A 20737-nucleotide genomic window follows, 5' to 3' on the forward strand; every position below is an offset into this window, starting at 1 on the left:
GGCCCGGCGCAACGCGGCCGGGGGAGAAATGAAAAAGGCGGCACGCGAGTGCCGCCTTTTCGTCATGAGCGCGCATGGATATCGACCGCCGCGCCGCGAAGCCGCTCAACGCGACATCATGTTCATGCTGACGTTGTGCATCACCCACAACGTGCCGACGATCAGGATCGCCGCGGTCAGCACCGTGTAGCTGAACGCCATCACGTTCCAGCGCTGGCCCGACGAGCCGTTCATGTGCAGGAAGTACACGAGGTGCACGACGATCTGCACGAAGGCGAGCACGGCCAGCGCGATCAGCGACGCATGCGGCGACAGCACGCCGCCCATCACAAGGCCGAACGACGCGGCCGTGAGCAGCACCGACAGGATGAAGCCGGCGACGTAGCCGCCGACGCTGCCGTGCCCTTCTTCGAGTTGAGACGAATGCGAATGGGCCATTTAGATCACGCTCGCGAGATAGACAAAGGAAAACACGCAGATCCACACGATGTCGAGGAAGTGCCAGAACAGGCTCAGGCACGTGAGGCGCCGCAGGTCGCGATCGGTCAGGTCGCCGCCGCGGAACACGATCTGCCCGGCGAGCACGATCATCCACAGCAGGCCGGCCGTCACATGCAGCCCGTGCGTGCCGACCAGCGTGAAGAACGCCGACAGGAACGCGCTGCGCTGCGGGCCCGCGCCTTCCGCGATCAGGTGCGAGAACTCGCGCAGTTCCATCGCGAGAAACGCCGCGCCGAGCACGAACGTCACCGCGAGCCATGCGAGCAGCGCGCCGCGCCGCTGCTTGTACGCCGCGAGCATCGCGAAACCGTACGTGATGCTCGACAGCAGCAGCGCGGCGGTTTCCACCGCGACGCCCGGAATGTCGAACAGCTCCTTCGCGGTCTGGCCGCCCGCGTACTGGTGGCCCAGCACCGCGAACGTCGCGAACAGCGCCGCGAAGATCACGCAGTCGGTCATCAGGTACAGCCAGAAACCGAACACCGAATGCGACGGCGGATGGTCGTCGTGCTCGAGCAGGGTCGCGCTCAAGGTTTTCTGCAACATCAGTTGGCCTCCAGTTCCACGTCGTCGACGCGCGCGGCCGTGCGCGTCGTCGGCTGCTTGTCCTCGATCTTCCGCACCGTCGACGCGGGGATGTAATAACCGTCGTTATCGCGCGAGCTGTAGATCACGAGCGTCGCGATGATCCCGACGAGTCCGCCGATCGCCATCCACCAGATGTGCCACACCAGCGCGAAGCCGAGCACCAGGCTGAAGATCGCGATCACGAGACCCGCGCAGGTATTCGACGGCATGTGGATGTCGCGGAACGTCGCCGGGTTCGGCCGCCCTTCGCCGCGCGCCTTCATGTCCGCGTACGCGTCGAGCGTGCGCACCTGCGGGATCACCGCGAAGTTGTAGTCGGCCGGCGGCGACGACGTCGCCCACTCCAGCGTGCGGCCGCCCCACGGATCGCCCGTCGTGTCGCGGTACTCGGGCAGGTGGCGATTGCGGATGCTGACCACCAGTTGCAGCAGCTGGCACGCGATGCCGATCGCGATCAGCACGGCGCCGAACGCGGCGACCAGCAGCCACGGATGCCAGGCCGGGTTGTCGTAGTGGTTCAGGCGGCGCGTCATGCCCATGAAGCCGAGCACGTAGAGCGGCACGAACGCGACGTAGAAGCCGATCTGCCAGAACCAGAACGCGGCCTTGCCGAGCTTCTCGTTCAGCTTGAAGCCGAACGCCTTCGGGAACCAGTAGTTGAAGCCCGCGAGATAGCCGAACAGCACGCCGCCGATGATCACGTTGTGAAAGTGCGCAATCAGGAACAGGCTGTTGTGCAGCACGAAGTCCGCGCCGGGAATCGCCATCATCACGCCGGTCATGCCGCCGAGCGTGAACGTGACCATGAAGCCGATCGTCCACAGCACGGGCGTCGTGAATTCGATCCGGCCGCGATACATCGTGAACAGCCAGTTGAACACCTTCACGCCGGTCGGGATCGCGATGATCATCGTCATGATCCCGAAGAACGCGTTCACGTTCGCCCCGGAGCCCATCGTGAAGAAGTGATGCAGCCACACGAGGAACGACAGCACCATGATCGCGCAGGTCGCGTACACCATCGTCTTGTAGCCGAACAGCGGCTTCTTCGCGAACGTCGCGATCACTTCCGAGAAGATCCCGAACGCCGGCAGGATCAGGATGTACACCTCCGGATGGCCCCACGCCCAGATCAGGTTCAGGTACAGCATCGCGTTGCCGCCGGCGTCGTTCGTGAAGAAGTGCATGCCGAGGTAACGGTCGAGGCCGAGCAGCGCGAGCGTCGCGGTCAGGATCGGGAACGACGCCATGATCAGCACGTTCGTGCAGAGCGCGGTCCACGTGAACACCGGCATCTTCATCAGCGTCATGCCGGGCGCGCGCATCTTGATGATCGTCACGAAGAAGTTCACGCCGGTCAGCAGCGTGCCGACGCCCGAGATCTGCAGCGCCCACAGGTAGTAGTCGACCCCCACCCCCGGACTGAACTGCAGCTCCGACAGCGGCGGGTACGCGAGCCAGCCCGTCTGCGCGAATTCGCCGATCACGAGCGACACGTTGATCAGGATCGCGCTGACGGCCGTCATCCAGAACGAGAGCGAGTTGATGAACGGGAACGCGACGTCGCGCGCGCCGATCTGCAGCGGCACGATCAGGTTCATCAGGCCGACCATGAACACCATCGCCATGAAGAAGATCATGATCACGCCGTGCGCCGTGAAGACCTGGTCATAGTGGTGCGGCGGCAGGTAGCCGGGCCCGTTGTACGCGAGCGCGAGCTGCATGCGCATCATGATCGCGTCGGCGAAGCCGCGCAGCAGCATGATCAGCGCGACGATGATGTACATCACGCCGAGTCTCTTGTGGTCGACCGTGGTCAGCCATTCCGTCCACAGCCATTTCCACCGGCCGGTGATCGTCAGCGCGGCGAGAATGCCCAGCACGACCAGCCCCATGAAGGCGCCTGCCCCCATGATGATGGGCTGATCGAACGGGATCGCCGAAAGTGTGAGTTTGCCGAACATGCGTTACCCCTTCGTGCCGCAGGCGGCGTCCTTCAGGTCGAGGACGTGGCCATCGTTGTATTTCGCGATGATGTTGTGGAAGAGCCGCGGATCGACCGACGAGAAGTAGCGCACCGGCGCCTTCTCGCTCGGCTGCGCGACGGTGCCGTACACGGTCGCGTCGAGCCGGTCCGGCGACGCCTTGACCTTCTGCACCCAGGCATCGAACTGTTCGCGCGGCTCCGCGAGCGTGCGGAACTTCATGTCGGAGAAACCGCGGCCGCTGAAGTTGGCGGACGTGCCCGCGTAGTTGCCGGGTTCGTCGGCGATCAGGTGCAGGCGCGTCTGCATCCCGGCCATCGCATAGACCTGGCCGCCGAGCTGCGGAATGAAGAACGAGTTCATCACCGAATCCGACGTGATGCGGAAATTCACCGGCGTGCCCACCGGAATCGCGAGCTGGTTGACCGACGCGATGCCGAGCTCCGGATAGATGAACAGCCACTTCCAGTCGAGCGCGACGACCTCGACGTCGATCGGCTTCACCGACGACTCGAGCGGCTTGTACGGGTCGAGCTCGTGCGTGGTCTTCCACGTGAGCACCCCAAGGAACAGGATGATCAGCGTCGGCACCGTCCAGATCACGACCTCGATCGCGGTCGAATGCGACCAGTTCGGCGCATAGGTCGCGTTCCGGTTCGATGCGCGATAACGCCACGCGAACCACAGCGTGAGCAGGATCACCGGAACGACGACGACCAGCATCGCCCAGGTGGACGTCGCGATCAGCGCCTTTTCGGCGGCGCCCACGCTACCTTTCGGATTTAGTACATCTAAATTACAGCCTGACAGGCTCAACGCCGCGCCGATCGACATCAGCGCCGCCCAGCCTCTTGAAGCTTTTCTTTTCATCACACAGCCCGAGGGTCATTGAATCCGTTTGCGTATGCCCGATGCGCATTCGATCCACGAAAGTGGCCGAATCATACGTCGCGCGGGTGTGATGAAAAACCGGTGGATGCGGCAAATCATCATTGCAAAATCTGCCGTGAGTCACATTGTCGCGGGGCAATTTCACGCAGCCGGAAGCAGGCCCGGCGCCCCTGCGCCGGACCTCGATCGATGTGCGCGCAACGACCGCGTCGCCACGCGATGCGGCCTGCGTGGCGCGCGCGCCGCGCTCAGTCGTGCGTCGACGCCATGTACGACGGCAGCGCCGGCACGGGGCCGTCCCCTGCCGGCACCTTCGAGTGGCTCGCTTCCTGGATCAGCTTGCCGACGGTCGGATCGATCGCGTCGGTGAACGGCTTCGGATCGATGCCGATCGCCAGCACGATCAGCGCGAGCGACGCGAACATCACGATCTCGCGACGGTTCAGGTCGGCGAGCTTCGCGATCCGCTGGCTCGCGACCTTGCCGAACACCACGCGCTTGAGCATCCACAGCGTGTACGACGCGCTGAGGATCAGCGTGAGCGCCGCGATCGCGCCGATCCAGAAGTTGAAGCGGATCGCCCCCATGATGACCATGAATTCGCCGACGAAACCCGACGTGCCCGGCAGGCCGACGTTGGCCATCGCGAACAGCAGCGTGAAGGTCGCGAAACGCGGCATCACGCCCGCCACGCCGCCGTACGCGGCGATCTCGCGCTGCTTCGTGCGATCGACGAGCACGTTCACGCACAGCAGCATCGCGCCGGCGACGAAGCCGTACGACACGAGCTGCACGATCGCGCCTTCGACGCCGATCCGGTTGAACAGGAACAGCCCGAGCGTGACGATGCCCATGTGTGCAACGGTCGAATACGCGAGCAGCTTGCCGAGATCGGTCTGCGCGAGCGCGATCAGGCTCGCATAGACGATCGCGAACAGCGATAGCGCGATCACGGCCGGTGCGAAGAAGTGGCTCGCATCGGGCGTGACCGGCAGCGCGAAGCGCAGGAACCCGTAGCCGCCGAGCTTGAGCATCGCGAGCATCAGCGCGGCACCGGTCGGGCCGTCGGTATAGACGTCGCTCAGCCACGTATGGACCGGCCACATCGGCACCTTCACCGCGAACGCCGCGAAGAAGCCGAGGAACACCAGCAACTGCGGCGCGAAGCCGAGTTGCAGCGTGCGCCACGCGGCCATGTCGAACGTATGCGACTGCGCATACAGGTACAGCATCGCCATCAGCAGCAGCAGCGAGCCGGCGAACGAGATGAAGAAGAACTTCACGGCCGCATAGACGCGTCGCTCGCGCCCCCACGTGCCGATCAGCAGGTACAGCGGGATCAGCGTCGCCTCGAAGAAGATGAAGAACAGCAGCCCGTCCTGCGCGACGAACACGCCGACCATCAGCCCCGACAGGATCAGGAACGACGCGTAGTACTGCGCGACGCGCACCGTGACCGACTCCCACGACGCGATCACCACCACCAGCGTCGTGAAGGCGGTCAGCACGACGAGCCACAGCGACGCGCCGTCGATGCCGACACGCCATCCGGAATTGAACGCCGCCAGCCAGTCGCGGCTTTCGACAAACTGCATCGCCGCCGAATGTGCGTCGAAGCCGGCAACCAGCGGGACGACGGCCGCCAGCCCCACGATCGCGCCCGCGAGCGCGATCAGCCGCGTCCGGCGCGGGTGATGGTCGGAACCGACGCGCAGCAGGCACGCGCCTAACAGGATCGGAGCCCAGATGGCCAGGCTCAGGAAGGGGAAATCATGCATGTCAACAAAGCCTTGAGGAGGTCGCGCACTGTATCGGGGACAGGCGAGACGAAAGGTACGAAATCAAATCGACAGGTAGATTTCGTGAATCGCCAGCGTTGGCAAAATGTAAAGCGGCATCACGGAAAAACTTGATGCCGCTCAAACGCGATCGGGTTAACGAGCATAAGGCGATTGATTATTTTCTGCAGCGCAGCAGAGCCTCAATTTTCCACGCCGACGCATGGCGCTGATTTGATTGAGTAATTTTTTGTATTACGCGCCGGGGCTCATCATGAAAAACGACGCAATGCCGCATTTTTGACATCGTCGGTTCATTTCGTGGGGCCGGAATGGAATTATCGAGGCCGGGCAGGACGATGGTCCGGCGCACCTCTTTTTCTTACATCGATACTTACATTCATCTTCCGATCGGCCGAGCGAATGGCCACCCTGCCCGCCCACCGTCACGGCAGCCCGCGCATGCTTCATGCTCCCGGCCGTCAGCGCCGATGGCTTTGCCGGTCCCACACGCGCATCGTCACCGCTCGATAGTGGTCGTGTTGCGCGGGGAAATGAACGAAGCGGCTGTCGCGCGTCGCGTAGACCGGCGACGCCGCAAGCGTCGTCGCGTCGACGATATGACGTGCATCGATCATGCCGGACTCCAGCAGTTCCACATAGATCGCCTGCTGGTCGCCGCCGCTCGCGTAGACCGACGACCGATCGTCGAAGCGCTCGATGCGCGCGCAGATGCGCTCGACGAGTGCGCGCATCGGCGCCACGTTGCGCACGCCGATCATGCATGAATTGATCGCCCAGGCCGTGTGATCGGTACCGATCAGGAAGTCGCGGCCCTCGATCACGCCGTCGATGGACCGACTCTGGTCGATTGCCAGGATGTCCGCATCGACCCAGAACACGAATTCGTGGCGCGGCAGATGTTCGCGAATCAGATGCAGCTTCGCCCAGTTCGCATCGATGCCGCCCGGCAGAAACGCGGGCGCCTCGCGATACGTGTGGTACGCATAACCGTGCCGCGTGCAGTAACGGACGAAGTTTTCCTCGTGCAGATCGCCATAGCCCGCGATATGCGGCGTATGCAGGCTCACGAACGCAATACGCGCGTGCGGATTCACGTGCCGCTCCGCTTCGCGCGTTCGCTGCTGCGCGGCGCGCCAGTCGTCCAGCGCGCGCGGGGAATCGCCGCGCTGGTACCGCTCGGCATCGTCGACGAGCGCGACCACGTAGCGAAAGTCGTAGTCGGCCGCCGGCGCCCAGCCACCGTCCACGTCCTGCCACTCGGGCGCGTGGTGCGCGACCAGCGGCCGAGCGCCGGCGATCGAATCGATCGCGATGCCCTCGCTCCAGACCGTCTGCACCGACGCGAAATGCCCGTTCGCGAGCGGTACATCGAACGGCAGCGGCGCAAAGTGCTCCGCGAGCAGCGTCGCCTCGCACGCGTGACGCCGTTCCGGAAGGCGCATCGCCCACTTGCCCAGTTCGAGCGCGAGCTCGCGCAATCGCTCCCGCACGCCGGGCACGTTGCGGAAAATCATGCCGCTCGCGGCAGGCAGCGGCGACTTCGACGTCTGGGTGGTGACGATTGCGTCGTAACCGTGCGCGACGTCCGGCAGCGCGTGCGGATCGAACACGACGGAGAACGGATCGAGCACGAGCAGCAACGCGCCCGGCTCCATCGCGACGAGCTGCGCGATGAGCGCGTGGTACTTGTGCAGGATCTGCTGGCGCTCGCCGTACACGTGCGTGCCGTCGACGATCGCATGCCGGTAGCCGTGCAACTGCGCGTAACGCGCGTGATTGTCGACGAGTCCGTCGACAGGCCGATGAGAGCGGAACGTCAGAACTGCATGCGGGCTTGCCACGAGCATCACCTTGAATTGCGCCGGTCGATACGCGTATGTTGCGCATGACAGGGGCTCAAGTCGAGCATTCATTGCCCGAGGGGCCGCGACGAGGTTCGCGTGAGGACGCGCTCCGGCAGCATCGGACCTGTCGCGCGCGACACGGCACGACGGGCCGGAAAAAGAAAAAGCCCCGCAAGTCCGAGAACTTGCGGGGCTTTGTCACCGCTTTTGGCGGAGACGGAGGGATTCGAACCCTCGATCCAGGTTTTGGCCCAGATGCTCCCTTAGCAGGGGAGTGCCTTCGACCTCTCGGCCACGTCTCCCAAACTTTCGCTCGCACCAGGGAGGCAGTGCGACGAGAACGAGATATTATAGGGTTTCGAACCGTGCGTCAATTTCGGTAATGCATTTTCTTCAATGCATCACGAAAAATTCACGACGCCTGGTCGAGTTCGAATGCCTTGTGCAGCGCGCGGACGGCCAGCTCCATGTATTTCTCGTCGATCAGCACCGAAATCTTGATTTCGGACGTCGAGATCATCTGGATGTTGATGCCCTCTTCCGACAGCGTGCGGAACATCTTGCTCGCGACGCCCACGTGCGAACGCATGCCGACGCCGACGACCGACACCTTCGACACCTTCGGGTCGCCCTGCACGCGCTCGGCGCTGACATGGCCCTGCACCTGGTTGGTGAGGATGTCCATCGCCTTCTGGTAGTCGCCGCGGCCGACCGTGAACGTGAAGTCGGTTTTGCCTTCGACGCTCTGGTTCTGGATGATCATGTCGACGTCGACGTTCGCGTCGGCGACCGGGCCGAGGATCTGATATGCGATGCCCGGCTTGTCGGGCACGCCCATCACAGCAATGCGTGCTTCGTCGCGCTGGAACGCGATGCCGGAAATGACTGCCTTTTCCATGGTCTCGTCTTCTTCAAAAGTAATCAGGGTGCCCGAGCGCATTTCTTCGTCGAGCGCAATCAGCGGATCGGTCAGGCTCGACAGCACACGCGTCTTCACCTGGTATTTGCCGGCGAATTCGACCGAGCGGATCTGCAGGACCTTCGAGCCGAGGCTGGCCATTTCCAGCATCTCTTCGAACGTCACGCGATCGAGGCGGCGCGCCTCTTCGACGACGCGCGGGTCGGTCGTGTAGACGCCGTCGACGTCCGTGTAGATCAGGCACTCTTCGGCATCCAGCGCGGCCGCGACCGCCACCGCCGACGTATCGGAGCCGCCCCGGCCCAGCGTCGTGATGTGGCCGTCCGGATCGACGCCCTGGAAGCCCGTGATGATCACGACCTTGCCGGCGTTCAGATCGGCCTTCACGCGCTCGTCGTCGATCGAGTGGATGCGCGCTTTCGTGAACGCGCTGTCGGTCTTGATCGGTACTTGCCAGCCGGCGTAGCTCACGGCCTCGACGCCGATTTCCTGCAGCGCGATCGACAGCAGGCCGACGCTGACCTGCTCGCCGGTCGACGCGATCATGTCGAGCTCACGCGGGCTCGGCTGGCTCGAAATCTCTTTCGCAAGACCGAGCAGACGGTTGGTTTCGCCGGACATCGCCGAAGGCACGACCACCATCTGGTGCCCGGCCTGATGCCATTTTGCGACGCGTTTCGCGACGTTCTTGATGCGCTCGACCGAGCCCATCGAAGTGCCGCCGTATTTGTGTACGATGAGTGCCATTGTCGTTCTGAACTGGAGGAGAAACCGCACGGGCGCGCTGGGCAGGCCGCGTAGCCGTTCGGTCACGCGGCTTGTGGCTGTGGACGGACGACAAGGGGGACGGCTGGGACGCAACACGCAAGCGTGACGGATTTTGCCCGGAAGGCCGATCAGGCCGCGCAAACCGGGTACGTCACGCGGAAAACCTGCACAAAACGCTCAAAAATCGAGCCGAGCAAACGACCGAGCGTACCCGATAGAAGCCCGCTTGACAAGCCGCCCGCCGTGCTGGGAGCCGTTCAGGCGCTGTTTACCAAATGGTGAAAATGGGCGCGCCATCGCGCCGCCGGACGCGTGCCGGACGCTACGCGATCAGCAGGTCGGGGCGCCATTCGATCCGGCGCCAGTCGCCGTTGCCGGCCGCCTCGCTCCCGGACAGGCCGATATCGCGATCGAGGCCAAGCCGCGGCACGTAGAGCAGCCGGTCGCCCGCGAACAGAAGCGGCACGTCGCGCTGCCAGGCCGGCACGCCGCGCTCCTGGAACAGGTTCTTCAGCGTGCGGCCCGGGCCGCCCGGCGACATGCGCATCCGCTCGCCGCCCGCGCGGGCGCGTACCGTGAGCCTGGCGCCGCGCAGCAGCGCCTCCGGCACCGCGCCGGCGCTCGCCGCGTCGGCCGGCGCGAACACGAACGTGCCGCGCCAGCCCGGCACGTGCCAGACCTCCTGCCCATCCCATGCGAGCGCTGCTTCCGGGTGCGGCGTGCCCGTGCCGTCATCGGCCGGTTCGCTGCTGTCGCCCGCTTCCCAGTAAACGGTATCGCGATAGAGCCGCAGGCACTGCCCTGCGTGATCGACACGCAGCGCGTGCGCGTCATGCGCGGCGCGCAGCTGCCGCATCATGTTGGCGAGCCGCGCGGCCGACGCGCCCGGCAAGCCGAGCCGGCGCATCCAGAAGCGCAGCAGGTTCGCGCCGCGCGTGTCGTCGAACGCGACCAGCGCGTCGCGCGACAGCGCATGCCCGTCGTCGCGCGCAACGGCGGCGAAATCCAGTTCGGCCAGATCGTCGAGCAGCTTCTGCGCGGCGGCCGCATGCTGCGCCGCGCGGCCGAGCGCATCGCGAAAGCCCGGGAAATGCACGGCCAGCGCCGGCAGCACGTCGATGCGCAACGCATTGCGCGCATAACGCGTGTCGCCGTTCGATTCGTCGTCGATCCATGCGAGCGCATGCTGCTCCGCGTAGCGCTCAAGTTGCGCGCGCAACAATCGCAGCAACGGGCGCACCCGTTCGACGCTCACGCCGTCGGGGCGATAGCGCGGCGCCATCGCGGCGAGCCCGGCGATGCCCGCGCCGCGCAACAGCTGCAGCAGCACGGTCTCCGCCTGATCGTCCGCATGTTGCGCGAGCCACAGCGTGGCCGCGCCATGGCGCTCGCACATCGCGTCGAGCGCCGCGTAACGACGCTCGCGTGCCGTGGCCTCGATACCGAGGCCGCTGTCGCGCGGCACGTCGACGCGCATCGATTCGAAGGCGACACCGAGCCGCGCGGCTTCCGCTTCGGCATGTGCAACCCATGCATCGGCGTTCGCGCTCAGGCCGTGATGCACATGCAGCGCGACGCAACGCGACGCGCCCGCGACGCGCACGGCCGCATCGAGCAGCACCGTCGAGTCGAGGCCGCCGCTGAAGGCGATCGCGATGCGCGCATCGGCCGGCATGCCGGAAAGCGCAACGCCAACCGCGTCGAGGACGGCGCGGTCGGCGGAGAATTCGGTCGGTGGGATCACGAGAGGAACGCGCGCGCAGCGGCGCGCGAATCGAATACGCAGCCGGTCATGCGCCCGGCGTGGTTTCCTTGAACTTGCCGTAGGCCATCAGGCGCTCGAAGCGGCGCTCGCGCAGCGCATCGATGCTCATGCCCTGGAACTGGCGCAGCGAATCGGCGAGCGCGCGGCGCAGCAGTGCGGCCATGCCCTTCGGGTCGCGATGCGCGCCGCCGAGCGGCTCGTTGATGATCTTGTCGATCAGGCCGAGCGCCTTCAGGCGGTGCGCGGTCAGGCCCAGCGCTTCCGCGGCTTCCGGCGCCTTCGCGGCGCTCTTCCACAGGATCGACGCGCAACCTTCCGGCGAGATCACCGAATAGGTCGAGAACTGCAGCATCATCACGGTATCGGCCACGGCGATCGCGAGCGCGCCGCCCGAACCGCCCTCGCCGATCACAGTCGTGATGATCGGCGTCTTCAGCTCGGCCATCACGTACAGGTTGCGGCCGATCGCCTCCGACTGGCCACGCTCTTCCGCGCCGATGCCCGGGTACGCGCCCGGCGTGTCGACGAACGTGAAGATCGGCAGCCCGAACTTCTCGGCGAGACGCATCAGGCGTTCGGCCTTGCGATAGCCTTCCGGACGCGGCATCCCGAAATTGCGCGCGGCGCGCTCCTTCGTGTCGCGGCCTTTCTGGTGACCGATCACCATGCACGGATGACCGCCGAAGCGCGCGAGACCGCCGACGATCGACAGGTCGTCCGCGAATGCGCGGTCGCCATGCAGCTCGTGAAAATCGGTAAACAGTTCCGCAACGTAATCGAGCGTGTACGGACGCTGCGGATGCCGCGCGATCTGCGACACCTGCCACGGCGACAGGTTCGCGTAGAGGTCTTTCGTCAGTTGCTGGCTTTTCTTCGACAGCCGCTCGATTTCTTCCGAAATATCGACAGCCGAGTCGTCCTGCACGAATCGCAGCTCTTCGATCTTGGCCTCGAGTTCGGCGATCGGCTGTTCGAAATCCAGAAACGTGGTCTTCATGTGTTCGAATCCTTGGGTCTTGCGGCAGCGCGTATTCTACCCGCGCGGGCGACGCTCAAAACCGGCTCTCAACTATTGACATTCAAAACCCGATAGTCGACGCTCAGGCGTCGGCGTCGGGCGCATCGAGGCTGCGCCACATGTACCAGGTCGCGACGGTGCGCCACGGCTCCCAGTTGGCGGCGACTTCACGCGCCTCGCTGCGTGTGACGGGTTCCCCGCTGAAGTAATTGACGCTGATCGCGCGGATCAGGCCCGGGTCGTCGAGCGGCAGCACGTCCGGCCGCGACAGGTTGAAGATCAGGAACATCTCGGCCGTCCAGCGGCTGATGCCGCGGATCTGCGTGAGTTCCGCGATCACGTCCTCGTCGTCCATCGACGTCCATTTGTCGACGTGCAACGCGCCCGAGACGAAATGCTGCGCCAGATCCAGGATGTATTCCGTCTTGCGTTTCGACAGCCCGCATGCGATCAGCTTGTCCGCACCGAGCCGTATTACCGGCTGCGGCGCGAGCTTCGGACACGCGTCCTCGATGCGCGCCCACAGCGACTGCGCGGACGGCACCGAAATCTGCTGGCCGACGACCGAGCGTGCGAGCGTGACGAACGGGTCGCCGCGCTTCACGAGATGCGCGGGACCGAACTTCGGAATCAGTTTCTTCAGGATGCGGTCGCGCTTGACGAGATCGGCGCACGCCTTGTCCCAGTAAGCAGGACGCACGACGACCTCCTCGCCGCCCGCTTCGGGCGCACGCGTCTTGCGGGCCGCGTCGGCGGCCGGCTGCGCAGCCGCCGGCTGCGCGTGACCGTTCAGCGCACCGTTCGGCACGGCGCGCGTCGCGTCCGCCTTCGCCGCCGGCACGCGCCTGGCTGCCGGACGTGCGGCGACCGCGGTCGCGCGCCTGACCGGCGCTTTTCTAGCCGTTGCCATCTTGCCTCCTACCTGACGGATCGGTCAGTGGAACGCGCCGCGCTCATACGCGACGCCATTCGGTCGATCCGCCCGGTTTGTCTTCAAGTGCGATGCCGGCTTCGAGCAGCTGCGCCCGGATCCGGTCCGCTTCGGCATAGTCCTTCGCTTGCTTCGCCGCGACGCGCGCGGCGATCTTCGCTTCGATCTCGTCGGCTGCGAGCGCGCCCGCCTGCGCGGCGCCGGACGCCTGCTGCAGGAATGCGCGCGGTTCGCGGCCCAGCAGGCCGAGCAGGCCCGCCAGCTGTTTCAGCTGCCGCGCGAGCGACGCGTCGCGCGTGCGATTCACTTCGCCGGCGAGCTCGAACAGCGTCGCCACCGCGACCGGCGTGTTGAAGTCGTCGTTCATCGCGGCCGCGAAACGCTGCGCATGCGGCTCGTTCCAGTCGAGCGCGAGCGTGTCGGCCTCGACGTCCTTCAACGCCGTATACAGGCGCGTGAGCGATGCGCGCGCGTCGTCGAGATGCACGTCGCTGTAGTTGAGCGGCGACCGGTAGTGCGTGCGCACGATGAAGAAGCGCATGACTTCCGCGTCGTAGCGCTCGAGCACCTCGCGGATCGTGAAGAAGTTGCCGAGCGATTTCGACATCTTCTCGTTGTCGACCTGCACGAAGCCGTTGTGCATCCAGTAGTTGACGAACGTCTCGCCGGTCGCGCCTTCGCTCTGCGCGATCTCGTTCTCGTGGTGCGGGAATTGCAGATCCTGCCCGCCGCCGTGGATGTCGAAGTGATTGCCGAGCAGCGAGCAGCCCATCGCCGAGCACTCGATGTGCCAGCCCGGGCGGCCCATCCCGTACTTCGACGCCCACGACGCGCCTTCCGGCTCGTCCTCCTTCGCGCGTTTCCACAGCACGAAGTCGAGCGGATCCTGCTTCGCGTCGTTCGCCGCGACGCGCTCGCCCGCGCGAAGGTCGTCGAGCGACTTGCCCGACAGCTTCCCGTAGTTCGCGAACTTGCGCACCGAGTAATTGACGTCGCCGTCGGTCGCCTGGTACGCGTAGCCGTTCGCCTCGAGCGTCTCGATCATGCCGAGCATCTGCGGGATGAACTGCGTCGCGCGCGGCTCGAGGTCGGGCCGCTGGATACCGAGCGCGGCTTCGTCCTCGTGCATCGCGTTGATGAACCGGTCGGTCAGCGACTTGATCGTCTCGCCGTTCTCGACCGCGCGGCGGATGATCTTGTCCTCGATGTCGGTGATGTTGCGCACGTACGTGACCCGATAGCCGATCGCACGCAGCCAGCGCTGGACGAGGTCGAACACGACCAGCATGCGCGCGTGGCCCACGTGACAATAGTCGTAGACGGTGATCCCGCATACGTACATCCGCACTTCGCCGGACTGGCGCGGCACGAAGACTTGCTTGTCACGCGCGAGCGTGTTGTAGATGCGCAGTGATTCCATAGAGATGAACCGTGAGCCGAAGGAAACCGCCCTGGCGAAGCTCGCCCAGCATGCGACACGGACGGACCATCTGCTGCGGCACCGGGCCGAGCGTCCTCGTATCACATGGGGCGGTCAGGCTGCAAGCACAGCGGTGACGGCCACGAGAGGCTAAGAAAGACTGTCTGCGGCTCGCCGGAACGCGCAGACGTTTTGTTAGAATGGCTCGGAGTATAACATTCCGATTTACGCCTATGAAACCTCATCGCGGCCGCGCGCCGAGCGCTGCGACCCTCGTTGCGACCACCGTCATGGGCGTCGTGCTGACGCTTTTCGCGGCCCCCGCGGCGCATGCGCAGAAAGCCCCGGCCGTCGCCGACGGCACCCCCGAAATCGACTCGTCCATCGCCGGCAAGCAGTGGAAGCAGGCGCTCGCGCAACTCGACGCGCGCATCGCGTCGAACCCGCACGACGTTCAGGCGCAGTTCAAGCGCGGCACCGTGCTGGCCCGCCTGAACCGCGACGACGACGCGATCCAGCAGTTCGTCGCGATCACGCAGGCGTACCCGGAACTGCCCGAGCCGTACAACAATCTCGCGGCGCTTTACGCGAAGCATGGCCGCTACGACGAAGCGCGCACCGCGCTCGTCACCGCGACGCAATCGAACCCGAGCTATTCGCTCGCATACGAGAACCTCGGCGATCTCTACCTGCGCCTCGCGGCCGAGTCGTACAAGCGCGCGCAGTCGCTCGGCCGCACGAGCGGCGCGACCGCGCAACGCCTCGCCGATCTCCAGAAGATCGTGTCGCCGCCGAAAGCCGCGCCGAATGCGCGCGCGGTGACGCCGGCCACGCGCGACTACACCGACCGCGCCGCCGCGAACGTGAGCACCACCACGCTGCCGATGTCGCCGACGTTCCAGTTCAACGGTCCGTCGGGCGCGCTGGCGGCGCCGTACGTCGCGCCGTCGCAATAAGCGGCGCGGCCTTCTTTCCCCTCCCAACCTGAGGATCGCAATGAAACGTCTGTTGCTGGCGCTTGGCGGCGCCGCCCTTCTCGCGACCGCACCCGCGTTCGCGCAATCGGCCACCGCGCACCCCGTCGTGCAGCTGAAGACCTCGCAGGGCGACATCCGTGTCGAGCTCTACCCGGAGAAGGCGCCGAAGTCGGTCGCCAACTTCCTCGATTACGTGAAGGCCGGCCAGTACAACGGCACGATCTTCCATCGCGTGATCAAGGGCTTCATGATCCAGGGCGGCGGCTACAAGACCAACTTCGAGGAGAAGCCGACCCGCGCGCCGATCCCGCTGGAGAGCCGCAATGGTCTGAAGAACCTGACGGGCACGATCGCGATGGCCCGCACGAGCGATCCGAATTCGGCCACCGCGCAGTTCTTCATCAACACGGTCGACAACAGCGGCCTCGACTACCCGAACCCGGACGGCAACGGCTATGCGGTGTTCGGCAAGGTCGTGTCGGGTCTCGACGTCGTGAAGAAGATCGAAGGCGTGGCGACGACCTCGCGCGGCCCGATGCAGGACGTGCCGGCGCAACCGGTCGTGATCGAATCGGCCAGCATCGTCTCGAAGTAAGAACCTGCCGGCACGTCCGGCGACTCACGCGGCCGCGTCGCACGACCGGCCGCGTGCCATTTAAACCGCCTCACCGAAGGAATTCATCATGGTTGAACTGCATACGAACCACGGCGTGATCAAGCTCGAACTCGACGCCGCGAAGGCACCGAAGACGGTCGAGAACTTCCTGAACTACGTGAAGAAGGGTCACTACGACGGCACCGTGTTCCATCGCGTGATCAACGGCTTCATGATCCAGGGCGGCGGCTTCGAGCCGGGCCTGAAGCAGAAGCCGACCGACGCGCCGATCGACAACGAGGCGAACAACGGCCTGAAGAACGACAACTACACGGTCGCGATGGCGCGCACGAACGATCCGCACTCGGCGACCGCCCAGTTCTTCATCAACGTGAACGACAACGACTTCCTGAACCACTCGTCGCCGACGCCGCAGGGCTGGGGCTACGCGGTGTTCGGCAAGGTCGTCGAAGGCCAGGACGTGGTCGACAAGATCAAGGGCGTCAAGACGGGCAACGCTGGTTTCCACCAGGACGTGCCGACCGACGACGTCGTGATCGAAAAGGCCGTCGTGGTCTGACGCACGGTTACGGAGACACTTCGATGTTGCAGGAGAGTCCGCCGCGAAGCGTCTCCGCGGGCGTGCCTGGCGAACGCCAGTACGCGCAAGCCGCACGCCCGTTCCTGTTTCTGTCCGATCTGCATCTGAGCGAAGCGATTCCGAAGACGGTCGCCGCGTTCGAGCATTTCGTGAAGTACACCGCCGACAGCGCCGACTCGGTGTTCATCCTCGGCGATCTATTCGAATACTGGATCGGCGACGACCTCCTCGACGACGACCCGTTCGCCGCCCGCATGGCCGCGCTGATGCACACGTTCTCCGAGCGCGGGATCGCGCTCTACGTGATGCACGGCAATCGCGATTTCCTGCTCGGCCGGCGCTTCATGAAGGCAGCCGGCGCGATGCTGCTGCCCGACCCGTCGCTGATCATGGCGTTCGGCCAGCGTATCGTGCTCGCGCACGGCGACGCGCAATGCACGGCCGACCGCGGCTACCAGGTGTTCCGCCGCTTCGCGCGCAACCGCGTCGCGCAATGGCTGTTTCTAGCGTGGCCGTTCCGCTGGCGCCGCGCGCTCGCGCAACGCATGCGCTCGAACAGCGAAGCGGGCCGGATGCGCCCTGCCTCGGCCATCTACGACGTCACGCGCGAAGGCGTGGCCGCCCTGTTCCGCAAGAGCCGCGCGAGCGTGATCATTCACGGCCACACGCACCGCCCCGCGCGCCATCTGGAACCCGGCGGCATCCGCTGGGTGCTGCCCGACTGGGATCTCGATCACGGCACGCCGCGTGGCGGCTACCTGCGCGTCGATGCGGAAGGCATCCACGCCATGCCGCTCGAGTGACGCCGCCGCTGCCGTTGCATTGACCGGCCGCCGTCGGCGCCCGCCGCGTGGATTACATCTGGCGCTCGACCGTCTTGCCTTCCAGCACCGCCGACAGCCGGCGCAGATCGAGGCGCGCCGCATCGGCGCCCTGCAGCGTTTCCAGATGCGTGCCGAGCTGCTCGAGCGCCGCGACGATCTCGTCGACACGACGGCTTTCCTTCGCCGCGTGATCGATCAGGCCGTGGATCGCGAGCGACATCGGATCGTCGGCGTTCGGCGTGATCCCGTAGGCGCAGAATGCCGCACGCTCGGGCTGCGGCTTCGGCTGCGCCGGCATCACGATGCGCGCCGGATTGCCGACCGCCGTGCCGCCTGCCGGCACCGGCTTCACGACGACCGCGTTCGAGCCGATCTTCGCCCCCGCCCCGACCGTGAAACCGCCGAGCACCTTCGCGCCCGCGCCGACGATCACGCCGGCTTCGAGTGTGGGGTGGCGCTTCGCGCCGCGCGTGAGCGACGTGCCGCCCAGCGTCACGCCCTGATAGATCGTGCAGTCGTCGCCGATGATCGCCGTTTCACCGATCACGACACCCATGCCGTGGTCGATGAACACCCGCCGGCCGATCGTCGCGCCGGGGTGGATCTCGATCCCCGTCAGGAACCGCCCGGCCTGCGACGCGAAACGCGCGAGCCAGTAGCGCTTCGCGCGCCAGCAGGCGTGCGCGAAACGATGCAGCACGAGCGCATGCAGCCCCGGGTAACAGGTCAGCACTTCCCATGCACTGCGAGCGGCGGGATCCCGCTCGCGAATCGTGGCAACGTCTTCGCGCAGTCTCGTGAACATGATGTGGTCTGGGAAAAGGCCGGCGGGCATCGCCGGCAATGCCCGGCCGTTATCGCACCGGGTAATTTGCTTATGACGTCCGGCGATTGTAGGGCCAGTCGCGCATGGCCGCACACGGTCGCGCGTTCACCCCGCCGCCGGCGCGGGTATTCGAACGACAGGCTTGCTGCAACAGGCTTGCGGGGAGGATCGGCCGGATGGAATGGACCGGGCCCGGCGCCGCCGGTCGACCGACGCACGGCCCGACGCGACACCCGGGCGGCGACCGAACGACCGGCAACCGGTGCGCCGGCCGCTTACGCGTCGCCGTCGGGCTTGCCCGACTTCAGCAGGATGTGCTTCGCGACGCCGCGCAGGATGTTGACCTCCTCGCGCTCGAGGCCCGTGCGCGCGAACAGGCGCCGCAACCGCGGCATCAGCTTCTTCGGATTGCGCGGATCGAGGAAATCGAGCGCGATCAGCGCGTGCTCGAGGTGGACGTACATCCGCTCGATCTCGTCGCTCTGCGCGAGCGTGCCGGTTTCGGCCGACGGTTGCGCCGACGGCTCGCTCGCCTGCTCGAGAAACGCGACGCGCAGCTCGTACGCGAGCACCTGCACGGCCTGCGCGAGGTTCAGCGAGCTGTAGGCCGGGTTCGCCGGAATATGCGCGAGCGCGCTGCACTGCTCGACATGCTCATTGGCCAGGCCCGTGCGCTCGTTGCCGAACACGAGCGCGATGTCGCCCGTGCCGACCTGCGCACACGCCTGCGTGGCGGCCGCGCGCGGCGCAAGGCGCGGCGGCCCGTATTCGCGCGTGCGCGCGGTCAGCGCGATCGACCAGTGGACGCCCGACAGCGCGTCGCCGAGCGTCGGCACGACATGCGCGGACGTGAGGACGTCGTCCGCGCCGCTGGCCATCGCGATCGCCTCGGGGTCGCTCTGCACGTGCGGCACGCGCGGCGCGACCAGCACGAGACGCGAGAAGCCCATCGTCTTCAGCGCACGGGCGGCCGCCCCGACATTGCCGGGATGGCTCGGCTCGACGAGCACGAAGCGGGTGGACGTGAAGCCGCCGGACGGCGGCGGAGACGAGGCCGCGCCCGGCTCGGCCGGCGCGGCGGTGTTCTGCGGGGTTTCCACTACGATACGACTCGGTTCATCAGAATGGCAGTATGGTATCGCCATCGCCGCGGCAAACCCACTCGTCCGGACGGACAGTGGGGGTTTCCCCGTATCCCGGTCGCCTGAAACCGTCAAAAATCGGGTAAAATCATGCCTTTACGCGTCGCACACCGTGCGGCGCGGGTCGTACCCCGTTCTTTGTCAATTCGCGTCTCACCTCGCCCGGCATGCTTGCGCCGTTCCGGGCGGTTGTTCCACTTCGTGGCGGCCCGTGCCGCCGGCTACAGGATCCAGGCCCATGCATCCCATGCTCAACATCGCTGTCAAGGCTGCGCGCCGCGCCGGACAGATCATCAACCGCGCGTCCCTCGATCTCGACCTGATCGAGATCCGCAAGAAGCAGCAGAACGACTTCGTCACCGAAGTGGACAAGGCCGCCGAAGAGGCGATCATCGAGACGCTGAAGACCGCCTACCCCGATCACGCGATCCTCGCGGAAGAATCGGGCGAATCCGACAACGAATCCGAATTCAAGTGGATCATCGATCCGCTCGACGGCACGACCAACTTCATCCACGGCTTTCCGTACTACTGCGTGTCGATCGCGCTCGAGCACAAGGGCGTCGTCACGCAGGCCGTCGTCTACGATCCGAACAAGAACGACCTGTTCACGGCCACGCGCGGCCGCGGCGCGTACCTGAACGATCGCCGCATCCGCGTCGGCCGCCGCGACCGCCTGGCGGACGCCCTGGTCGGCACCGGCTTCCCGTTCCGCGAGAAGGACGGCCTCGACGCATACGCACGCCTCTTCACCGAAATGACGCAGGCCTGCACGGGCCTGCGCCGCCCGGGCGCGGCGGCACTCGATCTCGCGAACGTCGCGGCCGGCCGCCTCGACGCGTTCTTCGAGCAGGGCATCAACGTGTGGGACATGGCGGCGGGCAGCCTGCTGATCACCGAGGCCGGCGGCCTCGTCGGCAACTACACGGGCGACGCCGATTTCCTGCATCGTCATGAGATCGTCGCGGCGAACCCGAAGATCTACGCGCAGATGATCCCGATCCTCAACCGCTACAGCCGCTTGCATCCGGCAGCGGAGTAAACGCCCGGGCCGCGCCCGCATGGCGCGGCTGCTCGCGGGCATCGCCAGGATCGCGTGCCGTCCGCCCCCCGGTCACCCGGGAGGCGCGGTAATCTTCCGTGCGCAAGGCGCGCTTCGTGCGCCTATCCTGAAGTTGCCCGAGTTGTCCGGACGGGCCGGCGCGCTGCCGCTCGCACCGCTTGCCCGTAATGACAACGAATGGTTTGCGCCCGGCAGGCGCGCGCGGCGAACAACGCCGTCATCGGCATGCCGGCCCCACCTGTATCAACATCGCCACGGCGCCGTGGCAATCGCATCC

18 protein-coding genes and 1 tRNA gene are annotated in these 20737 nt (G+C 65.9%); 5 read left to right on the plus strand and 14 right to left on the minus strand.

Annotation, left to right across the window (positions count from 1 at the left end; genetic code table 11):
• Positions 1-105 precede the first annotated feature (105 nt).
• The 12 genes from cyoD to cysS form a co-directional block, all read right to left on the minus strand.
• Entirely contained in the window at positions 106-438 is a 333-nt protein-coding gene (gene cyoD / locus AC1VVG_RS10900) for a cytochrome o ubiquinol oxidase subunit IV (RefSeq protein WP_011352504.1), read from the minus strand.
• Entirely contained in the window at positions 439-1047 is a 609-nt protein-coding gene (gene cyoC / locus AC1VVG_RS10905; RefSeq protein WP_034188894.1) for a cytochrome o ubiquinol oxidase subunit III, read from the minus strand.
• Positions 1047-3053, minus strand: a complete 2007-nt coding sequence (gene cyoB, locus AC1VVG_RS10910; RefSeq protein ID WP_034188895.1) for a cytochrome o ubiquinol oxidase subunit I — start codon at positions 3051-3053, stop codon at positions 1047-1049. Before cyoB ends, cyoC begins: the two co-directional genes overlap by 1 nt.
• A gap of 3 nt (positions 3054-3056) precedes the next feature.
• Positions 3057-3944 carry a ubiquinol oxidase subunit II gene (gene cyoA / locus AC1VVG_RS10915; protein WP_034188896.1) on the minus strand — a complete coding sequence of 296 codons (888 nt, stop codon included), beginning with the start codon at positions 3942-3944 and terminating at the stop codon, positions 3057-3059.
• A 269-nt stretch (positions 3945-4213) separates the two neighbouring features.
• Positions 4214-5743: a complex I subunit 4 family protein gene (locus AC1VVG_RS10920; protein WP_034188897.1), complete on the minus strand. Its 1530-nt coding sequence runs from the start codon at positions 5741-5743 to the stop codon at positions 4214-4216.
• 482 nt (positions 5744-6225) lie between these two features.
• Positions 6226-7614, minus strand: coding sequence for a glycosyltransferase family protein (locus AC1VVG_RS10925; RefSeq protein WP_034188898.1), 1389 nt, complete (start codon positions 7612-7614; stop codon positions 6226-6228).
• A gap of 205 nt (positions 7615-7819) precedes the next feature.
• Positions 7820-7913 (minus strand) — tRNA-Ser (locus tag AC1VVG_RS10930).
• A 110-nt stretch (positions 7914-8023) separates the two neighbouring features.
• A complete protein-coding gene (locus AC1VVG_RS10935) occupies positions 8024-9277 on the minus strand; it encodes an aspartate kinase (RefSeq protein ID WP_034188899.1) in 1254 nt (417 codons plus the stop codon).
• A gap of 343 nt (positions 9278-9620) precedes the next feature.
• Positions 9621-11042 carry a tRNA lysidine(34) synthetase TilS gene (tilS, locus tag AC1VVG_RS10940; protein ID WP_124670788.1) on the minus strand — a complete coding sequence of 474 codons (1422 nt, stop codon included), beginning with the start codon at positions 11040-11042 and terminating at the stop codon, positions 9621-9623.
• Between the two features lie 46 nt (positions 11043-11088).
• Entirely contained in the window at positions 11089-12060 is a 972-nt protein-coding gene (locus tag AC1VVG_RS10945; protein WP_006478433.1) for an acetyl-CoA carboxylase carboxyltransferase subunit alpha, read from the minus strand.
• Between the two features lie 103 nt (positions 12061-12163).
• Positions 12164-12991 (minus strand): DNA-3-methyladenine glycosylase family protein, encoded by an 828-nt coding sequence (locus AC1VVG_RS10950; RefSeq protein WP_034188901.1) that lies wholly within the window; start codon positions 12989-12991, stop codon positions 12164-12166.
• Positions 12992-13034: 43 nt separating this feature from the next.
• Positions 13035-14432 carry a cysteine--tRNA ligase gene (gene cysS / locus AC1VVG_RS10955; protein WP_034188902.1) on the minus strand — a complete coding sequence of 466 codons (1398 nt, stop codon included), beginning with the start codon at positions 14430-14432 and terminating at the stop codon, positions 13035-13037.
• 233 nt (positions 14433-14665) lie between these two features.
• On the opposite strand from cysS, the gene AC1VVG_RS10960 reads away from it, so the two are divergent.
• From AC1VVG_RS10960 to AC1VVG_RS10975, 4 genes are all read left to right on the plus strand, one after another.
• A complete protein-coding gene (locus AC1VVG_RS10960) occupies positions 14666-15388 on the plus strand; it encodes a tetratricopeptide repeat protein (protein WP_034188903.1) in 723 nt (240 codons plus the stop codon).
• Between the two features lie 40 nt (positions 15389-15428).
• Positions 15429-16004 carry a peptidylprolyl isomerase gene (locus AC1VVG_RS10965; RefSeq protein ID WP_034188904.1) on the plus strand — a complete coding sequence of 192 codons (576 nt, stop codon included), beginning with the start codon at positions 15429-15431 and terminating at the stop codon, positions 16002-16004.
• Positions 16005-16092: 88 nt separating this feature from the next.
• Positions 16093-16584, plus strand: a complete 492-nt coding sequence (locus AC1VVG_RS10970) for a peptidylprolyl isomerase (protein ID WP_006478428.1) — start codon at positions 16093-16095, stop codon at positions 16582-16584.
• 23 nt (positions 16585-16607) lie between these two features.
• A complete protein-coding gene (locus AC1VVG_RS10975; RefSeq protein ID WP_034188905.1) occupies positions 16608-17408 on the plus strand; it encodes a UDP-2,3-diacylglucosamine diphosphatase in 801 nt (266 codons plus the stop codon).
• Between the two features lie 52 nt (positions 17409-17460).
• Here AC1VVG_RS10975 and cysE read toward each other — a convergent pair whose 3' ends face one another.
• The gene (gene cysE / locus AC1VVG_RS10980; RefSeq protein ID WP_034188906.1) at positions 17461-18234 is read right to left on the minus strand and encodes a serine O-acetyltransferase; all 774 of its coding nucleotides are present in this window, start codon (positions 18232-18234) and stop codon (positions 17461-17463) included.
• 296 nt (positions 18235-18530) lie between these two features.
• Positions 18531-19355: an RNA methyltransferase gene (locus AC1VVG_RS10985; protein WP_482835619.1), complete on the minus strand. Its 825-nt coding sequence runs from the start codon at positions 19353-19355 to the stop codon at positions 18531-18533.
• 280 nt (positions 19356-19635) lie between these two features.
• On the opposite strand from AC1VVG_RS10985, the gene AC1VVG_RS10990 reads away from it, so the two are divergent.
• On the plus strand, positions 19636-20439 hold the full coding sequence (locus tag AC1VVG_RS10990) for an inositol monophosphatase family protein (RefSeq protein WP_034188908.1): 804 nt from the start codon (positions 19636-19638) through the stop codon (positions 20437-20439).
• Positions 20440-20737 lie beyond the last annotated feature (298 nt).

The sequence above is a fragment of the Burkholderia sp. L-4 genome, from assembly GCF_056856535.1.